Here is a 15,299-nt window from a genome sequence, read left to right on the forward strand (position 1 = left end):
ATCATGCAGCACAATCAGATACGACGCAGGACAACCGAATCACCACCACGTAAGACACGGTCTAAGGCGTGGAATTCCTGATGCGAAGTAGTGGTCCGTCGCTGCCCGCACGAGCACCTGCGAAGCATCCTCGCCGCAGGCGTCGGGTGCGTACTGTCCACCGAATCCTTCCGTCACCGCCGCGGCCGTGTGATGGTCGATATCGGCGGGGCTGGGCCGAGCCGTCGCTTCATGGGCGGTGAAACCGGCGAAACGATCGATATCGGGCGGTATACAGGCAATCGGATCCGCCACGACGAGACCGGGTTTCGCCGTGAGTTGAAACGGCGGGGCGAGTCGCAGCGGTTTTGCCAACTGCCGGGCGAGAACGGTTTGTGCTTCCAACAGGCGGCCGAACGGTTCGTCCCGGAGTTTGTGCGCCTGATCCGGAGACAGATCGAGTTGTGCGAGATATCGCCCGCACACCTCGGTCGCCTCGTCCGGCATCGCGGGGGAGACCGCTGTCGGAGTGCTCTGCAGGATGGCCCTCCGAAAGAGACCACGGGCGGGGTCGGCGGACAGCAGAACCAATCCGCACAGGGCGCCGGCCGACTGACCGACAATGGTTACCTGGTCGGAGTCTCCTCCGAACCGATGAATTTCCTCACGCACCCAGTTCAGCGCGGCCAGGATGTCGAGCAATCCGAAGTTGCCCTCTCCCATGTGATCGGTGAGATCTCCCAGGTGCAGATACCCCAGGGCTCCGAGCCGGTAGTTGATCGTGACGACGACGACGTCACCGCGGGATGCGAGTCGTGCGCCGTCGTACCAGTCCTGACCGCCACAGCCGCTGGAGAACCCGCCGCCGTGCAACCACACCATCACCGGCCTGGAGTCGTCGAGCCCTGGGGTCCACACGTTGAGATTCAGGCAGTCGGGACCTTGCGGCACACGCATCGGCCCGAGAATGGCTTCCAGACGTGAGGACGGTTGCGGACAGGCAGCACCGGGGGAGAGCGTGTCGCGCACCCCGGTCCACGGCCGCGGCGCTACCGGTGCGGCAAAGCTCAATTCGCCGACCGGTGGTGCGGCGTAGGGGATTCCGAGGAATCGGTGTACATCGTCGACACTGATGCCTCGGATCCGTCCGGAGGAGGTCTCGACGATCATCACGCGGCCTGGCGGAAGATGACGGCGCTGCCTGCCACATCGACGAAGAAGCCACCGGAGCAGTCGATCGTGGCAAAGCCGTTGTCTTCGATCAAATCTCGCGTATCGCCGACGTTCGGCACGGCCACTGCCTGGCCGGCAAAGAACGGCAGGACTGGGGCAGCATGTCTCGGCAGGACGGACTGCAGTGCCGAACCGGCGATGATTTCGACCGAGCCCGCTCGAAGCTGGAATCGCCGCCGATCGCCGTCCACGATGGGCCTGCGGCGCAGGATTGTGGCATACCGATCGACGTAGGAATCCAGTTCGCTGTCGGGTACTGCGAGCAGGATCGCGTCCAACGACTGCGCGCCGTTCGGGTGGCACAGGTAGCGGGGCTGGTGGGCATACTCCGGAGTGAGGTGCTCGGAGATGTGCATGATCCCTTCCGGCGTACGTGAACGGGCGACGTGGACAACCCTTGCCCGGAGCAGCCGGGAGCCGTCTTCGGTGTCGACGGGGCGCTGTAGCTCGGTGATGCCGGCGCCGGACTCCAGATCGGCGTCGCGGAGGCGCTGTAGAGCCGATTCCGAGGATCCGAAGCCGAACGACACGCCGCGGAGTCCTTCGTACTTGCCGTCGATCAGGGAGAGCACGCCCCATAGGTCGGGGCAGGAGTCGTCGACGATACCGATGAGTTCGATGTACGACTCACCGAAGTAGGCGCAGCGATTGCCCGTCATGCTCGGAACCATGTCCCCGGTGTCGGAGACGGTCACCTTGTGCCGGGATTCCGGGCTCAAGAGAAAGCCGAGCCTTTCGTAAGCGTCCCAGACGGTGGCGTAGTCGCGGTTGATGACCACGGAGTGATCGAGATAGTCGGTGTCGGAGTGGATTTCGGTCATGATGAGGTCCCTTCGTTTCGCGCCGGACGTGGTGTCGTGGCCGGTGCAAACGGTGCAAACGGTGCCAACGGTGCCGCGTGCGGCCTGCCGGTTCCATTCGCGCGGCAGTGCTTGCATGAATTCGATGTCCGCTATCGTCCGGTCGGTGAATTCCGTTGAAATCGACGATCTGGACAGGAAGATCACTCATGCTCTCCAGGTGGATGGGCGGGTGTCGTTCGCGCAGGTCGCCGAAGTACTCGGAGTCTCCGATCAGACGGTGGCCCGGCGGTACAACCGGCTGCGGTCCAGCGGCGTGCTGAGAGTGGTCGGCCTACCGGATACCGCAGGAATCGGTCAGGTGCTGTGGCTACTGCGTCTGCAGTGCGTTCCCGAATCAGCGGCGCCGCTGGCCGAAAGGCTTGCTCATCGGCCGGAAACCTCCTGGGTCAATCTGACCTCGGCCGGCACCGAAATCGTCTGTTTCGCCAGGGCGGCGGGGCACCGCCGGCAGGATTCCGCCCTGCTCGCCGGCCTGCCGCGTGTGGCACAGGTGAAGGCGGTGTCGGCCCACTGCATTCTCCGCACCTTTTTCGGTGGCGCCACCGGGTGGGGCCCTCGCGCCAGCGTGCTGAGCGCGGAACAGGTCGCCCGACTGCGTCCGGACCGTGCCACCGACGCTGAAGCACACCTCGTCCCGGACGATGTCGACAAGGCGTTGTTCGCGGTGCTGGCGGTCGACGGGCGAAGCAGCCTGCGGGTGCTGGCCGAGGCCACCGGATTGTCGACGTCTGCGGTGCAGCGTCGCCTCGAACATCTCCGCGCGGCGAAGGCGCTGTATTTCGATGTCGACATCGACACCGCGGCGTTGGGGTACCCCACCCAGGCGATGCTGTGGCTGTCGGTTCCGCCATCCGAATTGGCAACTGTTGGAACAGAATTGGCCGGGCACTTGGAAATTGCCTTCGCGGCGGCGACCACGGGTGCGACCAACCTCGCCGCGATCGTCGGTTGCCGCGGCATCGACGATCTCTACCACTACATCGAGGCACGACTGGGGGCTATCCCGGCCGTGCGGCACATGGAAACGGCTCCGATCATTCACCAGTACAAACGCGCAGGGAATATGCTCGGGATGCCGCCGAGATGATTTGGTATGCCCGGTGCCCATCGCTCGATCTGTCTCGGCGTGGCGACGCGGCCACGGGAAGCGGTCCCGGAACCCACGGGTTCCGGGACCGTTCTTCATCCGTTCGCCGATGTGTGGTTATCGGTGGCGCTGTCGATGAACAGCGGTGTCGAGCCGACCGATACTCGCAGCGTGCCCTCCGCGAGAGTGACGGGCACCCGAGCACAGTCGGCATCGAAGGCCTCCGCCCTCGAATACGGCCAGTCCCGAACGAATTCGTAGGGTGGACGGTCCCGGCCGGCTCCGTCGCAGCGCTGCCAGACCACCAGTGCCGATGTGTTCCCTGAACGTTCGATCGCAAACAGATACAGGTCGGGATGACCGGTGTCGTCGAGTTGCCGGACTCGGGTGGCGCCGTCGAGCAGGCGCGCCATCGCTTCGAAGGTGTTCGCGGCGGGATGCCGGGGACCGATGGTGCCGTGCGCGGTGTCGAGAAGCTGGAGCTTGCCGAACATCAGGGCGCCCGTGACTCGGCTGTCGCGGTAGAAATCCCACTCGGGGGCGATCGGGTAGTACAGGTTACGCTGAATGCCCTCGGCGAGCGCGAACATGGTGCGCATCACCAGATCCCGGCAGGCCAGCCGGTGGCGGCGCTGCTCCAGCTCGGGGGGACATCCGTTCATGAACATCTGCAGGTTCGGTGGCAATTCGTCCATTCGCTCGTACAGTTCGACCACCGGCGCGTCGGACGCGGCCACCAGATCTTCGAACGTGTCCGGCAGTGCTTCTTGCCCGAGGAACTGCCGTTGATGGGCCGCGAGCACATCCGCCAGATACGGCAGATTCTCCGGGAACTCGGTCGGCACTGGTCCGCTGTGTTCGCTGGCGACGACCGGCTTGTCGTGGCCGTGCGCGGCCAGTTGTCCCCGGCATGCCCGCACGAGTTCCGGAACCGTGTACGGATCGCCGTAGGGGTGGAGATCGAAGATGTCGAAATACTCTGCGCCGTCGCGCAATACCTCACCGAAGAACTGCGCCCAGGTATGTGCACCCGCCGGTCCGTCGCCGAGCATGGCCCCCGGCACCGCTGCGCCGAGCACTACCAGCGCCGCGGGATCCGCCTGCCGCACAGCGTCGTGGAAGCTTCGCAGCTGAGTCAGGTACTCACCGGCGGTGCCCACCCAGAACAGCGGCAAACAAGGTTCGATCTCACACTGCCAGAACCGGATTCGGCCCGGCCGATGCGCGGCGAGTTCCCGGACGAAGTTGTGATAGCGGTCTGTGTCGAGCGCCGGTGACGCGGGCAGCCAGGCGGTGGGATGTCGCGTACCCCATTGCGAACTGGAGCACACCGTCACCCACGCCTCGTCGTCGTCCTCGAGCTGGTCGACCAGTGCGTCCACCGCGTCCCAGACGAACCGCCCCGGTTCCGGCTCCGCCTGTGACCAGTAGATGTTCACCCGCACGATGCCCGCGCCCGTCTCGCGTGCCTGGGGCACGAACCGATCCGGCGGACAGAAGAGGCCGTACGTGGTGCCCCGTGTCACGCCGAGACGAATTCCCCGCAGCGGTTCATCCGTTGATTCGGTAAAAGCCATGGTCAAACCCTTCCGATATAAATAGAGGACTGTTTGTCCTCTATGAATCGGAAAGGATACGGCATTGTCGCGTGTTAAGGTACTTAAAGTCCTCTATTGAAGGAGTGGATGCGTTGAGTGGGCCGGACCGAGCGGGCGATCACCGTAAGGCACCGCGTCGGCGTGGTGAGGTGTTGGAGCGGGCGATTCTGCAGGCTGCGGCCGAGGAACTCGCAGAGGTCGGTTACAGCGGCTTCGGCATCGATCGGGTCGCGATGCGCGCCGGCACGAACAAAACCACCATCTACCGCCGGTGGCCGAGCCGAACCGCCCTGGCGATCGCGGCATTCCGTGATGCCGCGCTGCCCGGCGATCTGCCCGATACCGGCGATTTGCGAACGGATGCGCTGACGATGCTGCGCGCCGCTGCCGGGCGAATCGCGTCCCGTCAAGGTGAACTTCTGCAAGTGCTGGCTGCCGAGATGGGCAACCAGCCCGAACTGCTCCGCGAGGTTCGAGACGAGCTCGTCGACACCGGCGCCACGCGCTGGCTGACCGTCCTCGGGCGCGCTGTCGCCAGAGGTGAGGCCCGCCCCGAATCGCTTTCCCCCCGTATCGCGACCCTGGCCGTCGACCTTCTGCGCAACGAATATCTCGTTCGTGGCGTCACCACCATTCCCGATGCCACCATCATCGAGATACTCGACACCATCTACCTGCCGCTCGTACGGTCACCCGGCGAACGCATTGGTTAGGAGCGCACGTCTCTCCGCCGTCCCGCTCGCATACCGATCCTCACTGTGCTCGGAGCGTCCGGCTCGCCCCCGGCAAGTGTCACTTCGCCCGACGGTCTGACACCTGCGAGCTCGAGGTTTTCGTGCCGATCGACCGTCATCCGTTGTCTGTATGCGGACATTGGGAGCGCTGCTACCACTGTTCGCCGGGTATGCGTCACGAGATTGCCGACGGATTGGGCGTAGCCGATCCGCCGACGCCCATTCGGCTCTGCCGAATCCCTGCGAACGCGGCATTTCGACCCAGGTGGCTCCGCGCTTGCGCAATGCTGGGGGCTATGGTGAGCGCCTTGGCCAGGGAGGTACGAGCCGAGCTCGAGCGGTGCGGTACTGAGCGTCGACTTCGACCGGTTCGAGAGTTGGATCCGGCCGGTGCGGCGCAGGTCGATTGGGCCAGCTTTGGGCCTAGTTCAGGCCCATGCTGGTGATGCACCAGCGACGGCACCTGACCGCAAGCCCAACAGACGCTCGACGAGCTGGCCACCCTCGGTATCGACTATGACGACATCGACACCAACCTACCGAACCGGGGTCGTGGCTGGGATCGCGTGGCGGTCGCCGGAGTCTGCCGTGGGTTGCGAGTCAGTGTTCACCTGTTCTCTCGATATGTCGTGGTGTTGGTCACATCTCCGTGCGAAGACTTGTGTGCATAATGCCTGGACTAAATTATTACGGAACAACTGTTCTCTAATATGGAGTGATGCCGCCGTGGTCGGCGGTCACCGAGGGCGGGTGTAGCAGAATCCGGGCGAGAAGGAGCAGTATCCGAATGACTGAGTCCCCTTTGCGCAATCAGCCGGTTCGGGATCTCGGTGAGGTCGCTGTTTACCTTCCCCGGCTGACGGGCGCGATATCCGACCGGTTGATCGCGATGCGGCTCGACCGTGATCGCCGATCGGATCGCGCCATCGTCGCGGCGACCGCGATCGCGCTGGATTACACCAGTGCCGTGATCGGCGGCCGCGGCTGCGTGGAATCGCTGGGCGCGCTGGAACAGTCCGCGGCGCGGTGGGCGCGGCAGGGAGTCGAGTTGTCGACGATCACCCCCTGTCTGCACAGGGGCATGCGCATGGTCATCGACGAACTGTCGGCGGCGTTCGACGCACAGACCAACGCGCGCGTCCTCTTCGTATTGTTCTCCGCGCTGAAAACGCTCAGTGTCACCGTCTCCAGTGCGTATATGGGAGAACTCACACGCGGTCCGCACAATCCCGAAGGGGCGGAATACAGCATCGCGTCGGCTGTGCTCGCCGGACGCGATATGCGAGCGGCGGCCCGCGACGCCGGCATCGCGCTCGCGAACAACTATTGGGTTTTCGCCATCGCGTTCGGTGAGCCGCTGGGCAGTCGCGCTCGCATCCGCACCTGGTGGCGCTCGACGCGGCACGAACTCGTACGGCAACGTCGGCTGCGCGGCGGCGGGGACCCACTGGCCGTTGTCGGGCGCGATCTCGCGACGGTGCTGGTTCCCACCTCGCAGCTGGCCGAGCCGGATACCCGGGGTGTCGCCGAACTGATCTCACAGACGCTCGGCCGCCCGATTCACGCCGTGGTCGAGGATGCCGACCGGCGTGCGCTGCGCGGAACCGCGAACACCGGCCACGAACTGGTTCGACTGGCCCGCCGCAACGGTTATCCGGGCGGTTTGTATCGTTTCGGTGATCTCGCGGTCGAGCGGCTGCTCGCCCGCCCCGGCATCGAGCGAGATCGTCTAATCGCGGTGATCGCGCCGTTGGTCGAATCCTCCTACCTGCTCGACACGTTGCGTGCGCATTTGGCCACCGGGCTCAGCCGGCCACGGACGATCGAGTTGCTGCACATTCACCTGAATACACTGGACTACCGCCTGCGACGGATCGAGAGGCTGACGGGACTCGACGCCCGCGATCCGGCGCAGCAGTTCCGTCTGCGCGCCGCCCTGATCGCCTACGACAGCGCGCGCCCGGATCAGCTCGAATGATGGTGCGGCACAACAGGACCGGGCACCGACCTCGTTGGCGGTGCCCGGTCCCGTTGCTGCCGCAGGTAGCGGCGTTCCGTCCGCTCAGCGCATCCCGGCGCCGGTTTCCGCGATTCCGCCGTGCGTCCGGCGACTTTGCGGTGCGGAAGTCTGTGCGAGGTGGTGGCCGGCCACCCGCAGGTGGAGTGCGCCGTTGACCGAGGCGTACCCGACGGTGCTGCCCTCGGCCGAATAGCGGAACGCCGCCGGTGCGGCAACAAGACCGCCGGAGGAGGGTGTGAACCGCGCCGCGAGGTCGGGGTGGTGTGCCAAGTTCAACGGTTGCGGCTGTCGTCCGGGGCCGTGGAAACCGATGACGTCGATCCGGAGTTCCTCACCGACCGAGGTCCAGAAATACGGCAGCGCGTCGAAGCACTCCTTCGCTCCGAGCATCGATCGCGCGGCATGACGACCCTGGGCCGCGGCGACGCGGTCGTGCTCGATATTCGTCGCCCGGCCGAGGTGGACGTTGTGAAATTCGCAGACGTCCCCTGCGGCCCAGACCGCGTCGTGAGCGCGCAGAGTGCTGTCGCACAGGATGCCGCCGGCCGGTCCGAGGGGGAGACCGGCGGCCGTGGCCAGCGTGGTCTCGCGCCGCGATCCGGTGCCGACGACGACGAGGTCGGCGGGAAGGTGGACACCGGTCGACAATGTGACGGCGTCCACCCGTTCGGTGCCCTGAAAGGCGGCAGCCGTGGTATGAGGGACCATTCGCACACCGAGCCGAGCCAGCTCGTCGGCCACCAGCGCACCGATCGGGGCCCCGAGTGTGCGGGCGAAGGGCAGATTCTCGGGGAAGATAATCGTCACGTCGAGGCCGAGTGCCGCCAGCGAGGCGGCGGCCTCCGCGGCGATGAACGAGCCGCCGACGACCACCGCCCGGGTCGCCGACCGCGCCCCGTCCCGCAGATCTGCGGCATTCCAGGTGGTACGCAGGTAGTGCACGCCGCGCAGGCCCGCGCCCTCGCAGATCAGCGGGCGCACAGTGGATCCGGTGGCCAGCAGCATCTTGCCCCAGGACACGGTTCGGCGTCCCACCCGCACGGTGTGCGCATCCAGGTCCGGGTTGGCGACCGGCGCGCGCAGCCAGAGCGCAACGTCGTTGTCCTGCCACCATTCCGGTGAGTGGACGAACAGATCCTCCCGGCTCACCTTGCCGCGCAGATATTCCTTGGTCAGGTAGAAGCGGTAGTAGGGGGGATCGCTTTCCCGCGTCGCCACGGCGATCGTGCCGTCGAATCCATTGCGGCGCAGCTCCTCGGCCGCGTTGGCGGCGGCGACCCCGCCGCCGACCAGAAGGATGTCGACGTGCTGGCCGTCGACGGGTTTGCCGGCCATGATCAGTCCTCGTAGGGGATGAAGTCGACCTTGCGGGCCCCGCACACCGGGCAGACCCAGTCGTCGGGGATATCGGCGAACGCGGTGCCGGGCGCGATCCCGCCGTCCGGGTCGCCTTCGGCGGGGTCGTAGATCATTCCGCACCGCGTGCAGATCCATAGCTGTGTTGTGGTGGCGGTGGTCATTTCGTCTCCATTTCGGGGGCTCGGGTGAATTACGGCTCGACGGATGCCGAGGTGAGCGCGAAGCGGTTGGCGCGCCGGAACGTGCCGAAGTCGTTGAACCGGACGTCGTTGTCGCGCAGCACGGCCTGGCAGTCGTGCTTGATGGCCTCGCGGATGTAGAACGGGTCGCGGACCAGGAAGTGGTGAATGGCATGGGTCTCGCCGAAGTTGAAGCACAGCGCGTGGAACGGCTTGAGCCACTTCGCCGTCCACACCTGCGTCTGCTGCAGCACGTTGTGCGCCTGGACATCACCGAAGTAGTGCATGTTGGAACTGACGAAATGCAGGCAGAACGTGCGGACCGCATTCGGTGCCAGAATGGCGACCGCCAGGAAGTCCAGGATTCCCTGGCCGGGAATCGAGGCCGGGCCCATCACCAGCTGGTAGGCGTGGATACCCAGGAACAGGTGCCACAGCGTGTAATGGACTGCGCCCAGCGGGAAATAGGACAGGGCGTTGACGGTGGCCAGCTGACGAGCCTCCTGTGGGCTGCGCGCCTCGTGTTCGATGTAGTTCTGCACGATCCGCCGCATCCGGAACGGTTTGGCGTACATGCCCAGCACCGAGTCGAGCAGGCTGACGAGCCGGTGCGCGCCCCAGCCCTCACCGTTGGTGATCGCCCGTTCCTCGAGGTCGGAATCCGTCCCGGAGACCTCGTGGTGGTGCAGGTGCAGGCGACGGCGTACCCATGGGTTGATGGTGCTCGGCCGGAAGAACCACACGCCCAACATCATCAGGTTGTGAACGAAACGGTTGTTCCGGAAGTACATCGAGTGGATCAGATCGTGCTCGAGCTCGTGCAGCAACGAGAGCCAGAAGCCGGTCAGCGGGATCGTCACCCACCACGGCAGGACGCCGTCGTAGTACAGCCAACCGTCGGCGACGACGCCCGCGATGGCGACTAGGAAGATCGCAAATCCGATGTGATTTTGGTGCGCGGTGATCCACGGGTGCCGCGCGCGCCACGAGTCGCCGATCGCGATTATCGCCCCTCTGATCTGCGCAATCCGGTCCGCGTCGGCGCGTTCGAGGTGTCGTTCCCCTGGTAACCTGGTCGCGAGTTTCATATGCTCCTCCAACTTAGAGAACAGATGTTCCGAATGTTGGCGGATAATGGTCGATCAACTCAAGTTTTCTGGAGATTATGTGAGTAGACGCACACAGGAAAAGCGGAACAAGCGTTCACTTGAAGAGGGGGATGGGCGTTTCGGTGAGCGGCCCCGCGCGGTGACCGCGCCGCGGACCCAGGCGCAACGTCGGCACGAGAGCCGGTCGGCGATCATCGAGGCGGCGCTGAAGCTGATCGGGGGTGGTGAAGCCTTCGAAGCGTTGAGTCTGCGCAAGATCGCGACGACGGCGGGACTGGCTCCCTCGGCCTTCTATCGCTACTTCGAATCGCTCGACGCACTGGGTATTGCGATCATCGAGGAATCATTCCGGCGTCTCAAGAAACTTCTCGCGAGTATGGACCCGCCGGCGCCGGGCGAAGCGAATGCGCTGCTGTCCGGTCTGGTCGACGTCGTCGGCGACTACACCCGGCAGGAGTACAGCTACATCGCCTTTGTCGCCCGGGAGCGCATCGCCGGCAGCGCGACGATGCGGCGCGTGATCCGTACCGAGATCCGCGTCATGATCAACCAGATGGCCACCGTGCTCGCCCGGACCGAGCCGGTCAATCACTGGCCCATCAAGGATACGAAGATGCTGGCGACACTGCTGGTCACCGTCCTGATCGTGTCGCTGGACAGTTCGCTCGACGTGTTGTCGGAACCCGCTCGGCGCGACGATCCCGACGCGCTGGTGGAGGTCAACGCCAATACGAAGATGCAGCTGGCATATCTGCTCGACGCGCGATCCGCCTGGCGGCCGGGCAGGCGAGAGGCGGCCCGGAAAGGCGAGTCCTGATCGAGCTCACTGAACAGCGAGAAGGTGTGCGTCACTGGGTGATACCTCTGAGGTCGCGTCGTCAGGCAAGTGCGATCACCAGGTCGAGCACGCGCTCGGGGTCGTTCAGGTCGTCGCCGAGGATTTCGCGAATCCGGTCCATCCGATAACGCACGGTCTGCGGGTGCAGGATCAGATGCCGGGCCACGTCCTCACGCCTGCCCTGGTGCAACAACCAGGCCCGCAGAGTCTGTTCATATCTCTGCCGGGTGTCGGGGCGCAGATGATCGAAGGCCGCGAGCGCCGCCGCGCGCTGCAGCTGCCTGGTGCGCGGATCCGCGTGAACGACCAAGTGCGCCAGCGACTTCTCGGCATCGATGGGCCACGGCCCGTCGATGTGACATTCCCATGCGCGCGCGGCGAGTTCGGCCGAATATCGCACTTCCAGCCACGGTTGTTCGGGTCCGACAGCGGCCCGGAGGTCGGTGAGTCGCCGGACCAGGGTGGTGCGTGACGTCGTCGCGCTGATCGGCACCAGCAGGACCGCGAGCCCGGAACCGGCCGGGCCGGGCACGAGATCGTCGTCGGCCTGGAGGGTGCGGTGATCGACGAGCGGAACGGCATTGCGCGCGTCGCTGCGCGGGAGGACGACCGCGACCATCGTCTCGGGTACGTGCCAGGCGGCAAGTCCGGCCGCGACCCGAATCTCGTCGTCCGCCGCGCCGGTCAAGAGATGTTCGGTCAGTCGCTCCCGGCGTCGCTGGCGTTGTTGCCCGGCGGAGGTCAGCTCGGCGGCATGCCCGCTGACGGCGGCGTCGGCGAGATTGTCGATGTAGTCGAAGTTCAGTTCGGCCAGGCGCGCGATCCCCGCAGTGCTCATCCCGTGGTTTTGCGCGGTGCTGCTCCAATGCCGCCAGCCGATGCGCGCGCCGAGCCGGAAGGCCGCGTTGAGCGCGTCGATCGAGCGTCCGGAATACGCCTCGAACCGTCCCAGATCGTAGGCCGCGCGCTCCACGGCGGCCAGGTCGACCGCTCGCCGACCTGGACCGTCGCCGCAGGCGAGTACCAAGAATCCGGCCAGCATCGTATTCACGTCCGCCCGGGCGCGCTCACCCAGCGCGCCCTCGAATACCTCGGCGAACACCGGTAGCTCGCGCGCGACGGTCTCGAAGATTTCGTCCTCGGCGATCGGCAACTCGTCGTAGAGCGCCGGGGCGATGTCCGGGGGAACCACAGGATTGGAGCGTAACCGCGTATTCACACCCTCAGTATGAACGATGCGCCGAGTTCACCCTCAGTGGCCAAGCATTTGCCTCGAGGGAGCAAGTAGAACAGAGAGAACGGTATTGGGAGAAGGAATGATGAGAGTCGCAACCACAGTCCGCGCGCGGGTCGGCCCCGGCACGCTTTCCGTCGCCGCTGTCGGCGTGGACGCCGGTCGCGCCGAACCGGGAACGAGGCGGTAGCCGATGTCGGCCGCATGGCGTACGTTGAGCCGCCGTGATCGCGCACGGTTGCGCGGATCGGGGGAATTTCGGCTGTACGAGGGTTTTCCGGCGGGCCGGGTCGTGGCCGTCCGGTCGGCCGACGGGACCGCGATCCATACCGAGGTGTTCGGCCCGGACGACGGCTACCCGATCGTGCTCTCCCACGGCATCTGCTGCGCGATTCGCTTCTGGGCCAATCAGATCGCCGCCCTGTCGTTGCATTACCGCGTGATCGCCTTCGATCATCGCGGGCACGGACGTAGCGGGCGTCCGGGTCGTGCCGGATGGACAGTCGACTGCCTGGCCGACGACCTCGCCGCCGTGGTGGGCGCCACGATCCGCCCGGGGGAGCGCGCGCTCGTCGCGGGACATTCCATGGGCGGCATCACGATTCAGTCGTGGGCACACCGGCATCCCGAGCAGGTCACACGCTGTGTCGACTCGCTCGCTCTGATCAATTCCAGCCCGGGTGACATCGCGATGGACGTGGCCTCCACGCTGTCCGGGGGCGGTCTGCGACCGCCGCTGTCGACACTGCTGGACCGGTTCGGTCCGCTCGGGCTCAGCGCGTTCGGCGGCGTGCCCATCCCGCGACGCATGCCCTTGCGCACGGCGATGATGGCGCCGGTAGCGATCGGGGCGGGCGCGCCGCCGGCCGCGCGGGCGCTGATCCAGGAACTGCTGCTGACGACTCCGCCCGCCACCCGAGGACGGTTCTTCCGCACCCTGCTCGCCCTGCGCGACGGCCGGTTCGGGATTTCGTGGCTCACCGTACCCACGCTGGTGATCGGCAGTACCGACGACCGTTTGCTGGGCTTCGCGGCCTCCGAACGCCTGGTGCGCAGATTCCCGAACTCGGCGGGTCTGGTGCAGGTCCCGGGAGGTCACTGTGCCCCGCTGGAATATCCCGAGATCGTCACCGCCGAGCTCCGGAAGCTGATCGACATCCGCGTTCCGACGGCCGCCTGACCGAGCCCACACCCGCCCCGAGACCGCCTGCGGCCGAACGACTTTCCTTGTACACGACTCGACGATGAGGCATGCCGATGACGACTCCTACCGGCCACGACGCCCGCGATGCGGCGTCCCGCACCCGTATCGGCGCCAGCCGACCGAGGGCATGCCGGTGACCCGGATCGCGCCAGCGCCCGCGGAACCCTCCGTGGTGCGGATACTTCGCGCCAACTTCTCCGACACGGTCGTCTCGTCGCTGCGTACCCTGGGGCGTTTCGTGGAGCTGGCCGGGCGGGCAGGTGGCGGCGCGGTCGCCGATATCGTGCGGATGCGGCTGAGCTGGCCGGAGGCGGTGCGGCAGAGTTGGTTCTTCGTCACCGCCACCGCGGTCCCCGCCGTCCTGATGGCGATCCCGTTCGGGGTGATCGTGTCGGTGCAGGTGGGCAATCTGATCCATCAGCTCGGCGCGGATTCACTGCTCGGCGCCACCGGCGGCCTCGGGGTGATCAAACAAGGGGCGCCCACGGCCACCGGCTTGCTCCTGGGCGGCGCGGCGGCCTCGGCCATCGCGGCCGATCTCGGCGCACGCACGATCCGCGACGAGATCGACGCCCTGCGGGTCATGGGTGTCGACCCGGTCCACCGTCTGGTGATTCCGCGGCTGGTGGCCATGGTGCTGGTGGCTCCGCTGGTGAACATCCTGATCATGTTCGTGGGTATCTTCGCCGGTTACCTGGTCGCGGCGCAGGGCGTGACTTCCGGAAGCTACTGGCTGACCTTCGGATCGTTCACCGTTGTCGCGGATGTGGTTGTGTCGCTGGGCAAATCGGTGTTGTTCGGACTGATCGTGGTGATCGTGGCGTGCCAGCGCGGGCTGGAGGCCAAAGGCGGCCCGCGCGGTGTCGCCGACGGTGTGAACGCCGCGGTGGTGCTTTCGGTCCTGGGGATCGTGGTGGCCGATGTGGCGCTCACTCAGCTGACCGCCATGTTCCTGCCGGTGAGGTTGGCCTGATGGTGGCGACCGAATATGCCCCGAAGGGCCTGCGCTGGTTCTTCCGCCTGATCCGGTCGCGTGAGCGTTTCTGGATCGTGCTGGAGGAATGGGGTTTCGTGCTCGGGTTCGTCTGGCAGGTCTTGCGATCCGTCCCGTTGACGGTGAGCCATTACGGATCGCAGACCATGCGCGTGATCACCGATATGACGTGGGGACGCAATTCGGTGATCGTCGGTGGCGGCACCGTGCCGATGCTCGCGGTGCTGGGGGTCGCCATGGGGGTGGGGGTCGGCATCGAATCCTTCGCCACGCTCGACATGCTGGGTATGGGCCCGCTGACCGGGATCGTGTCCTCCTTCGCGAACACCCGCGAACTCGCGCCGATCGCGGCGGGTATCGGCTTCGCCGCACAGGCCGGATGCCGCATGACCGCGGAGATCGGGTCCATGCGCATCTCCGAGGAGATCGACGCCATCGAATCACTGGGCCTGCGGTCGATTCCGCTGGTCGTGACCACGCGGGTGATCGCCGGCGCGGTGGCGATCGTGCCGACCTTCCTGGTAGCGCTGATCCTGGCCTACTTCTCGTGCCGGATGGTGGTGGTGACGCTGCACGGCCAGGCGGCGGGCGTCTACGACCACTATTTCTTCCAGTTCGTCTCCGGCTGGGATGTAATCGCGGCGGTGATCAAGGTGGTCGTGTTCACCACCGCGATCATCCTGATCCATTGCTACCAGGGCTTTTTCGCGGCCGGAGGTCCCGAGGGCGTGGGGATCGCCTCGGGACGGGCCGTGCGGGCGAGTTTCGTCGCCATCATCGCCTTGGACATGGTGCTGTCGCTCGCGCTGTGGGGGCTGCACTCGTCGATCGAATTCACAGGATGAGGGGTTGTGCCGAAATACGGAAT

14 protein-coding genes are annotated in these 15,299 nt (G+C 65.9%); 7 read left to right on the forward strand and 7 right to left on the reverse strand.

The genetic code is table 11. From position 1 onward, the window contains the following. Positions 1-39: 39 nt before the first annotated feature. Complete coding sequence (locus tag NK1_RS06900; RefSeq protein ID WP_063007714.1) at positions 40-1,149, reverse strand: carboxylesterase family protein; 1,110 nt, start codon at positions 1,147-1,149, stop codon at positions 40-42. Further along, positions 1,149-2,219: a VOC family protein gene (locus tag NK1_RS06905; RefSeq protein WP_157104119.1), complete on the reverse strand. Its 1,071-nt coding sequence runs from the start codon at positions 2,217-2,219 to the stop codon at positions 1,149-1,151. Before NK1_RS06905 ends, NK1_RS06900 begins: the two co-directional genes overlap by 1 nt. Between NK1_RS06905 and NK1_RS06910 the strand changes: the two genes are divergently transcribed. Then, on the forward strand, positions 2,179-3,162 hold the full coding sequence (locus NK1_RS06910; protein WP_218023070.1) for an Lrp/AsnC family transcriptional regulator: 984 nt from the start codon (positions 2,179-2,181) through the stop codon (positions 3,160-3,162). The genes NK1_RS06905 and NK1_RS06910 overlap by 41 nt on opposite strands. Before the next feature lie 95 nt (positions 3,163-3,257). Here the strand turns inward: NK1_RS06910 and NK1_RS06915 are convergent, their stop codons facing one another. Next, on the reverse strand, positions 3,258-4,640 hold the full coding sequence (locus NK1_RS06915; RefSeq protein ID WP_157104120.1) for a hypothetical protein: 1,383 nt from the start codon (positions 4,638-4,640) through the stop codon (positions 3,258-3,260). Between the two features lie 269 nt (positions 4,641-4,909). Here NK1_RS06915 and NK1_RS06920 point away from each other — a divergent pair, with 269 nt between their 5' ends. Continuing rightward, positions 4,910-5,473 (forward strand): TetR/AcrR family transcriptional regulator, encoded by a 564-nt coding sequence (locus NK1_RS06920; protein ID WP_084460645.1) that lies wholly within the window; start codon positions 4,910-4,912, stop codon positions 5,471-5,473. 808 nt (positions 5,474-6,281) lie between these two features. After that, positions 6,282-7,472: a PucR family transcriptional regulator gene (locus tag NK1_RS06925; protein ID WP_167354237.1), complete on the forward strand. Its 1,191-nt coding sequence runs from the start codon at positions 6,282-6,284 to the stop codon at positions 7,470-7,472. Positions 7,473-7,556: 84 nt separating this feature from the next. Here the strand turns inward: NK1_RS06925 and NK1_RS06930 are convergent, their stop codons facing one another. Genes NK1_RS06930 through NK1_RS06940 form a run of 3 tightly spaced genes read right to left on the reverse strand, consistent with a single transcriptional unit; the run spans position 7,557 to position 10,140 of the window. Further along, a complete protein-coding gene (locus tag NK1_RS06930) occupies positions 7,557-8,849 on the reverse strand; it encodes an NAD(P)/FAD-dependent oxidoreductase (RefSeq protein WP_063007718.1) in 1,293 nt (430 codons plus the stop codon). A gap of 2 nt (positions 8,850-8,851) precedes the next feature. Further along, positions 8,852-9,034, reverse strand: coding sequence for a rubredoxin (gene rd / locus NK1_RS06935; RefSeq protein ID WP_039779734.1), 183 nt, complete (start codon positions 9,032-9,034; stop codon positions 8,852-8,854). 29 nt (positions 9,035-9,063) lie between these two features. Then, positions 9,064-10,140: a fatty acid desaturase gene (locus NK1_RS06940; RefSeq protein WP_063007719.1), complete on the reverse strand. Its 1,077-nt coding sequence runs from the start codon at positions 10,138-10,140 to the stop codon at positions 9,064-9,066. A 79-nt stretch (positions 10,141-10,219) separates the two neighbouring features. On the opposite strand from NK1_RS06940, the gene NK1_RS06945 reads away from it, so the two are divergent. Continuing rightward, positions 10,220-10,978 (forward strand): TetR/AcrR family transcriptional regulator, encoded by a 759-nt coding sequence (locus tag NK1_RS06945; RefSeq protein WP_167354238.1) that lies wholly within the window; start codon positions 10,220-10,222, stop codon positions 10,976-10,978. Positions 10,979-11,039: 61 nt separating this feature from the next. Here the strand turns inward: NK1_RS06945 and NK1_RS06950 are convergent, their stop codons facing one another. Next, the gene (locus tag NK1_RS06950) at positions 11,040-12,191 is read right to left on the reverse strand and encodes a helix-turn-helix domain-containing protein (RefSeq protein ID WP_063007721.1); all 1,152 of its coding nucleotides are present in this window, start codon (positions 12,189-12,191) and stop codon (positions 11,040-11,042) included. Between the two features lie 235 nt (positions 12,192-12,426). Here NK1_RS06950 and NK1_RS06955 point away from each other — a divergent pair, with 235 nt between their 5' ends. The 3 genes from NK1_RS06955 to NK1_RS06965 all read left to right on the forward strand — a co-directional run bounded on the left by NK1_RS06955 (position 12,427) and on the right by NK1_RS06965 (position 15,276). Further along, positions 12,427-13,413, forward strand: a complete 987-nt coding sequence (locus NK1_RS06955; protein ID WP_084460648.1) for an alpha/beta fold hydrolase — start codon at positions 12,427-12,429, stop codon at positions 13,411-13,413. A 151-nt stretch (positions 13,414-13,564) separates the two neighbouring features. Beyond that, positions 13,565-14,410 (forward strand): ABC transporter permease, encoded by an 846-nt coding sequence (locus tag NK1_RS06960; protein WP_063007722.1) that lies wholly within the window; start codon positions 13,565-13,567, stop codon positions 14,408-14,410. Then, entirely contained in the window at positions 14,410-15,276 is an 867-nt protein-coding gene (locus NK1_RS06965; RefSeq protein ID WP_063007723.1) for an ABC transporter permease, read from the forward strand. The genes NK1_RS06960 and NK1_RS06965 overlap by 1 nt, the downstream gene beginning before the upstream one ends. Positions 15,277-15,299 lie beyond the last annotated feature (23 nt).

Origin of the sequence: Nocardia kruczakiae NBRC 101016 (assembly GCF_001612965.1) — a bacterium.
GTDB lineage: Bacteria > Actinomycetota > Actinomycetes > Mycobacteriales > Mycobacteriaceae > Nocardia > Nocardia kruczakiae.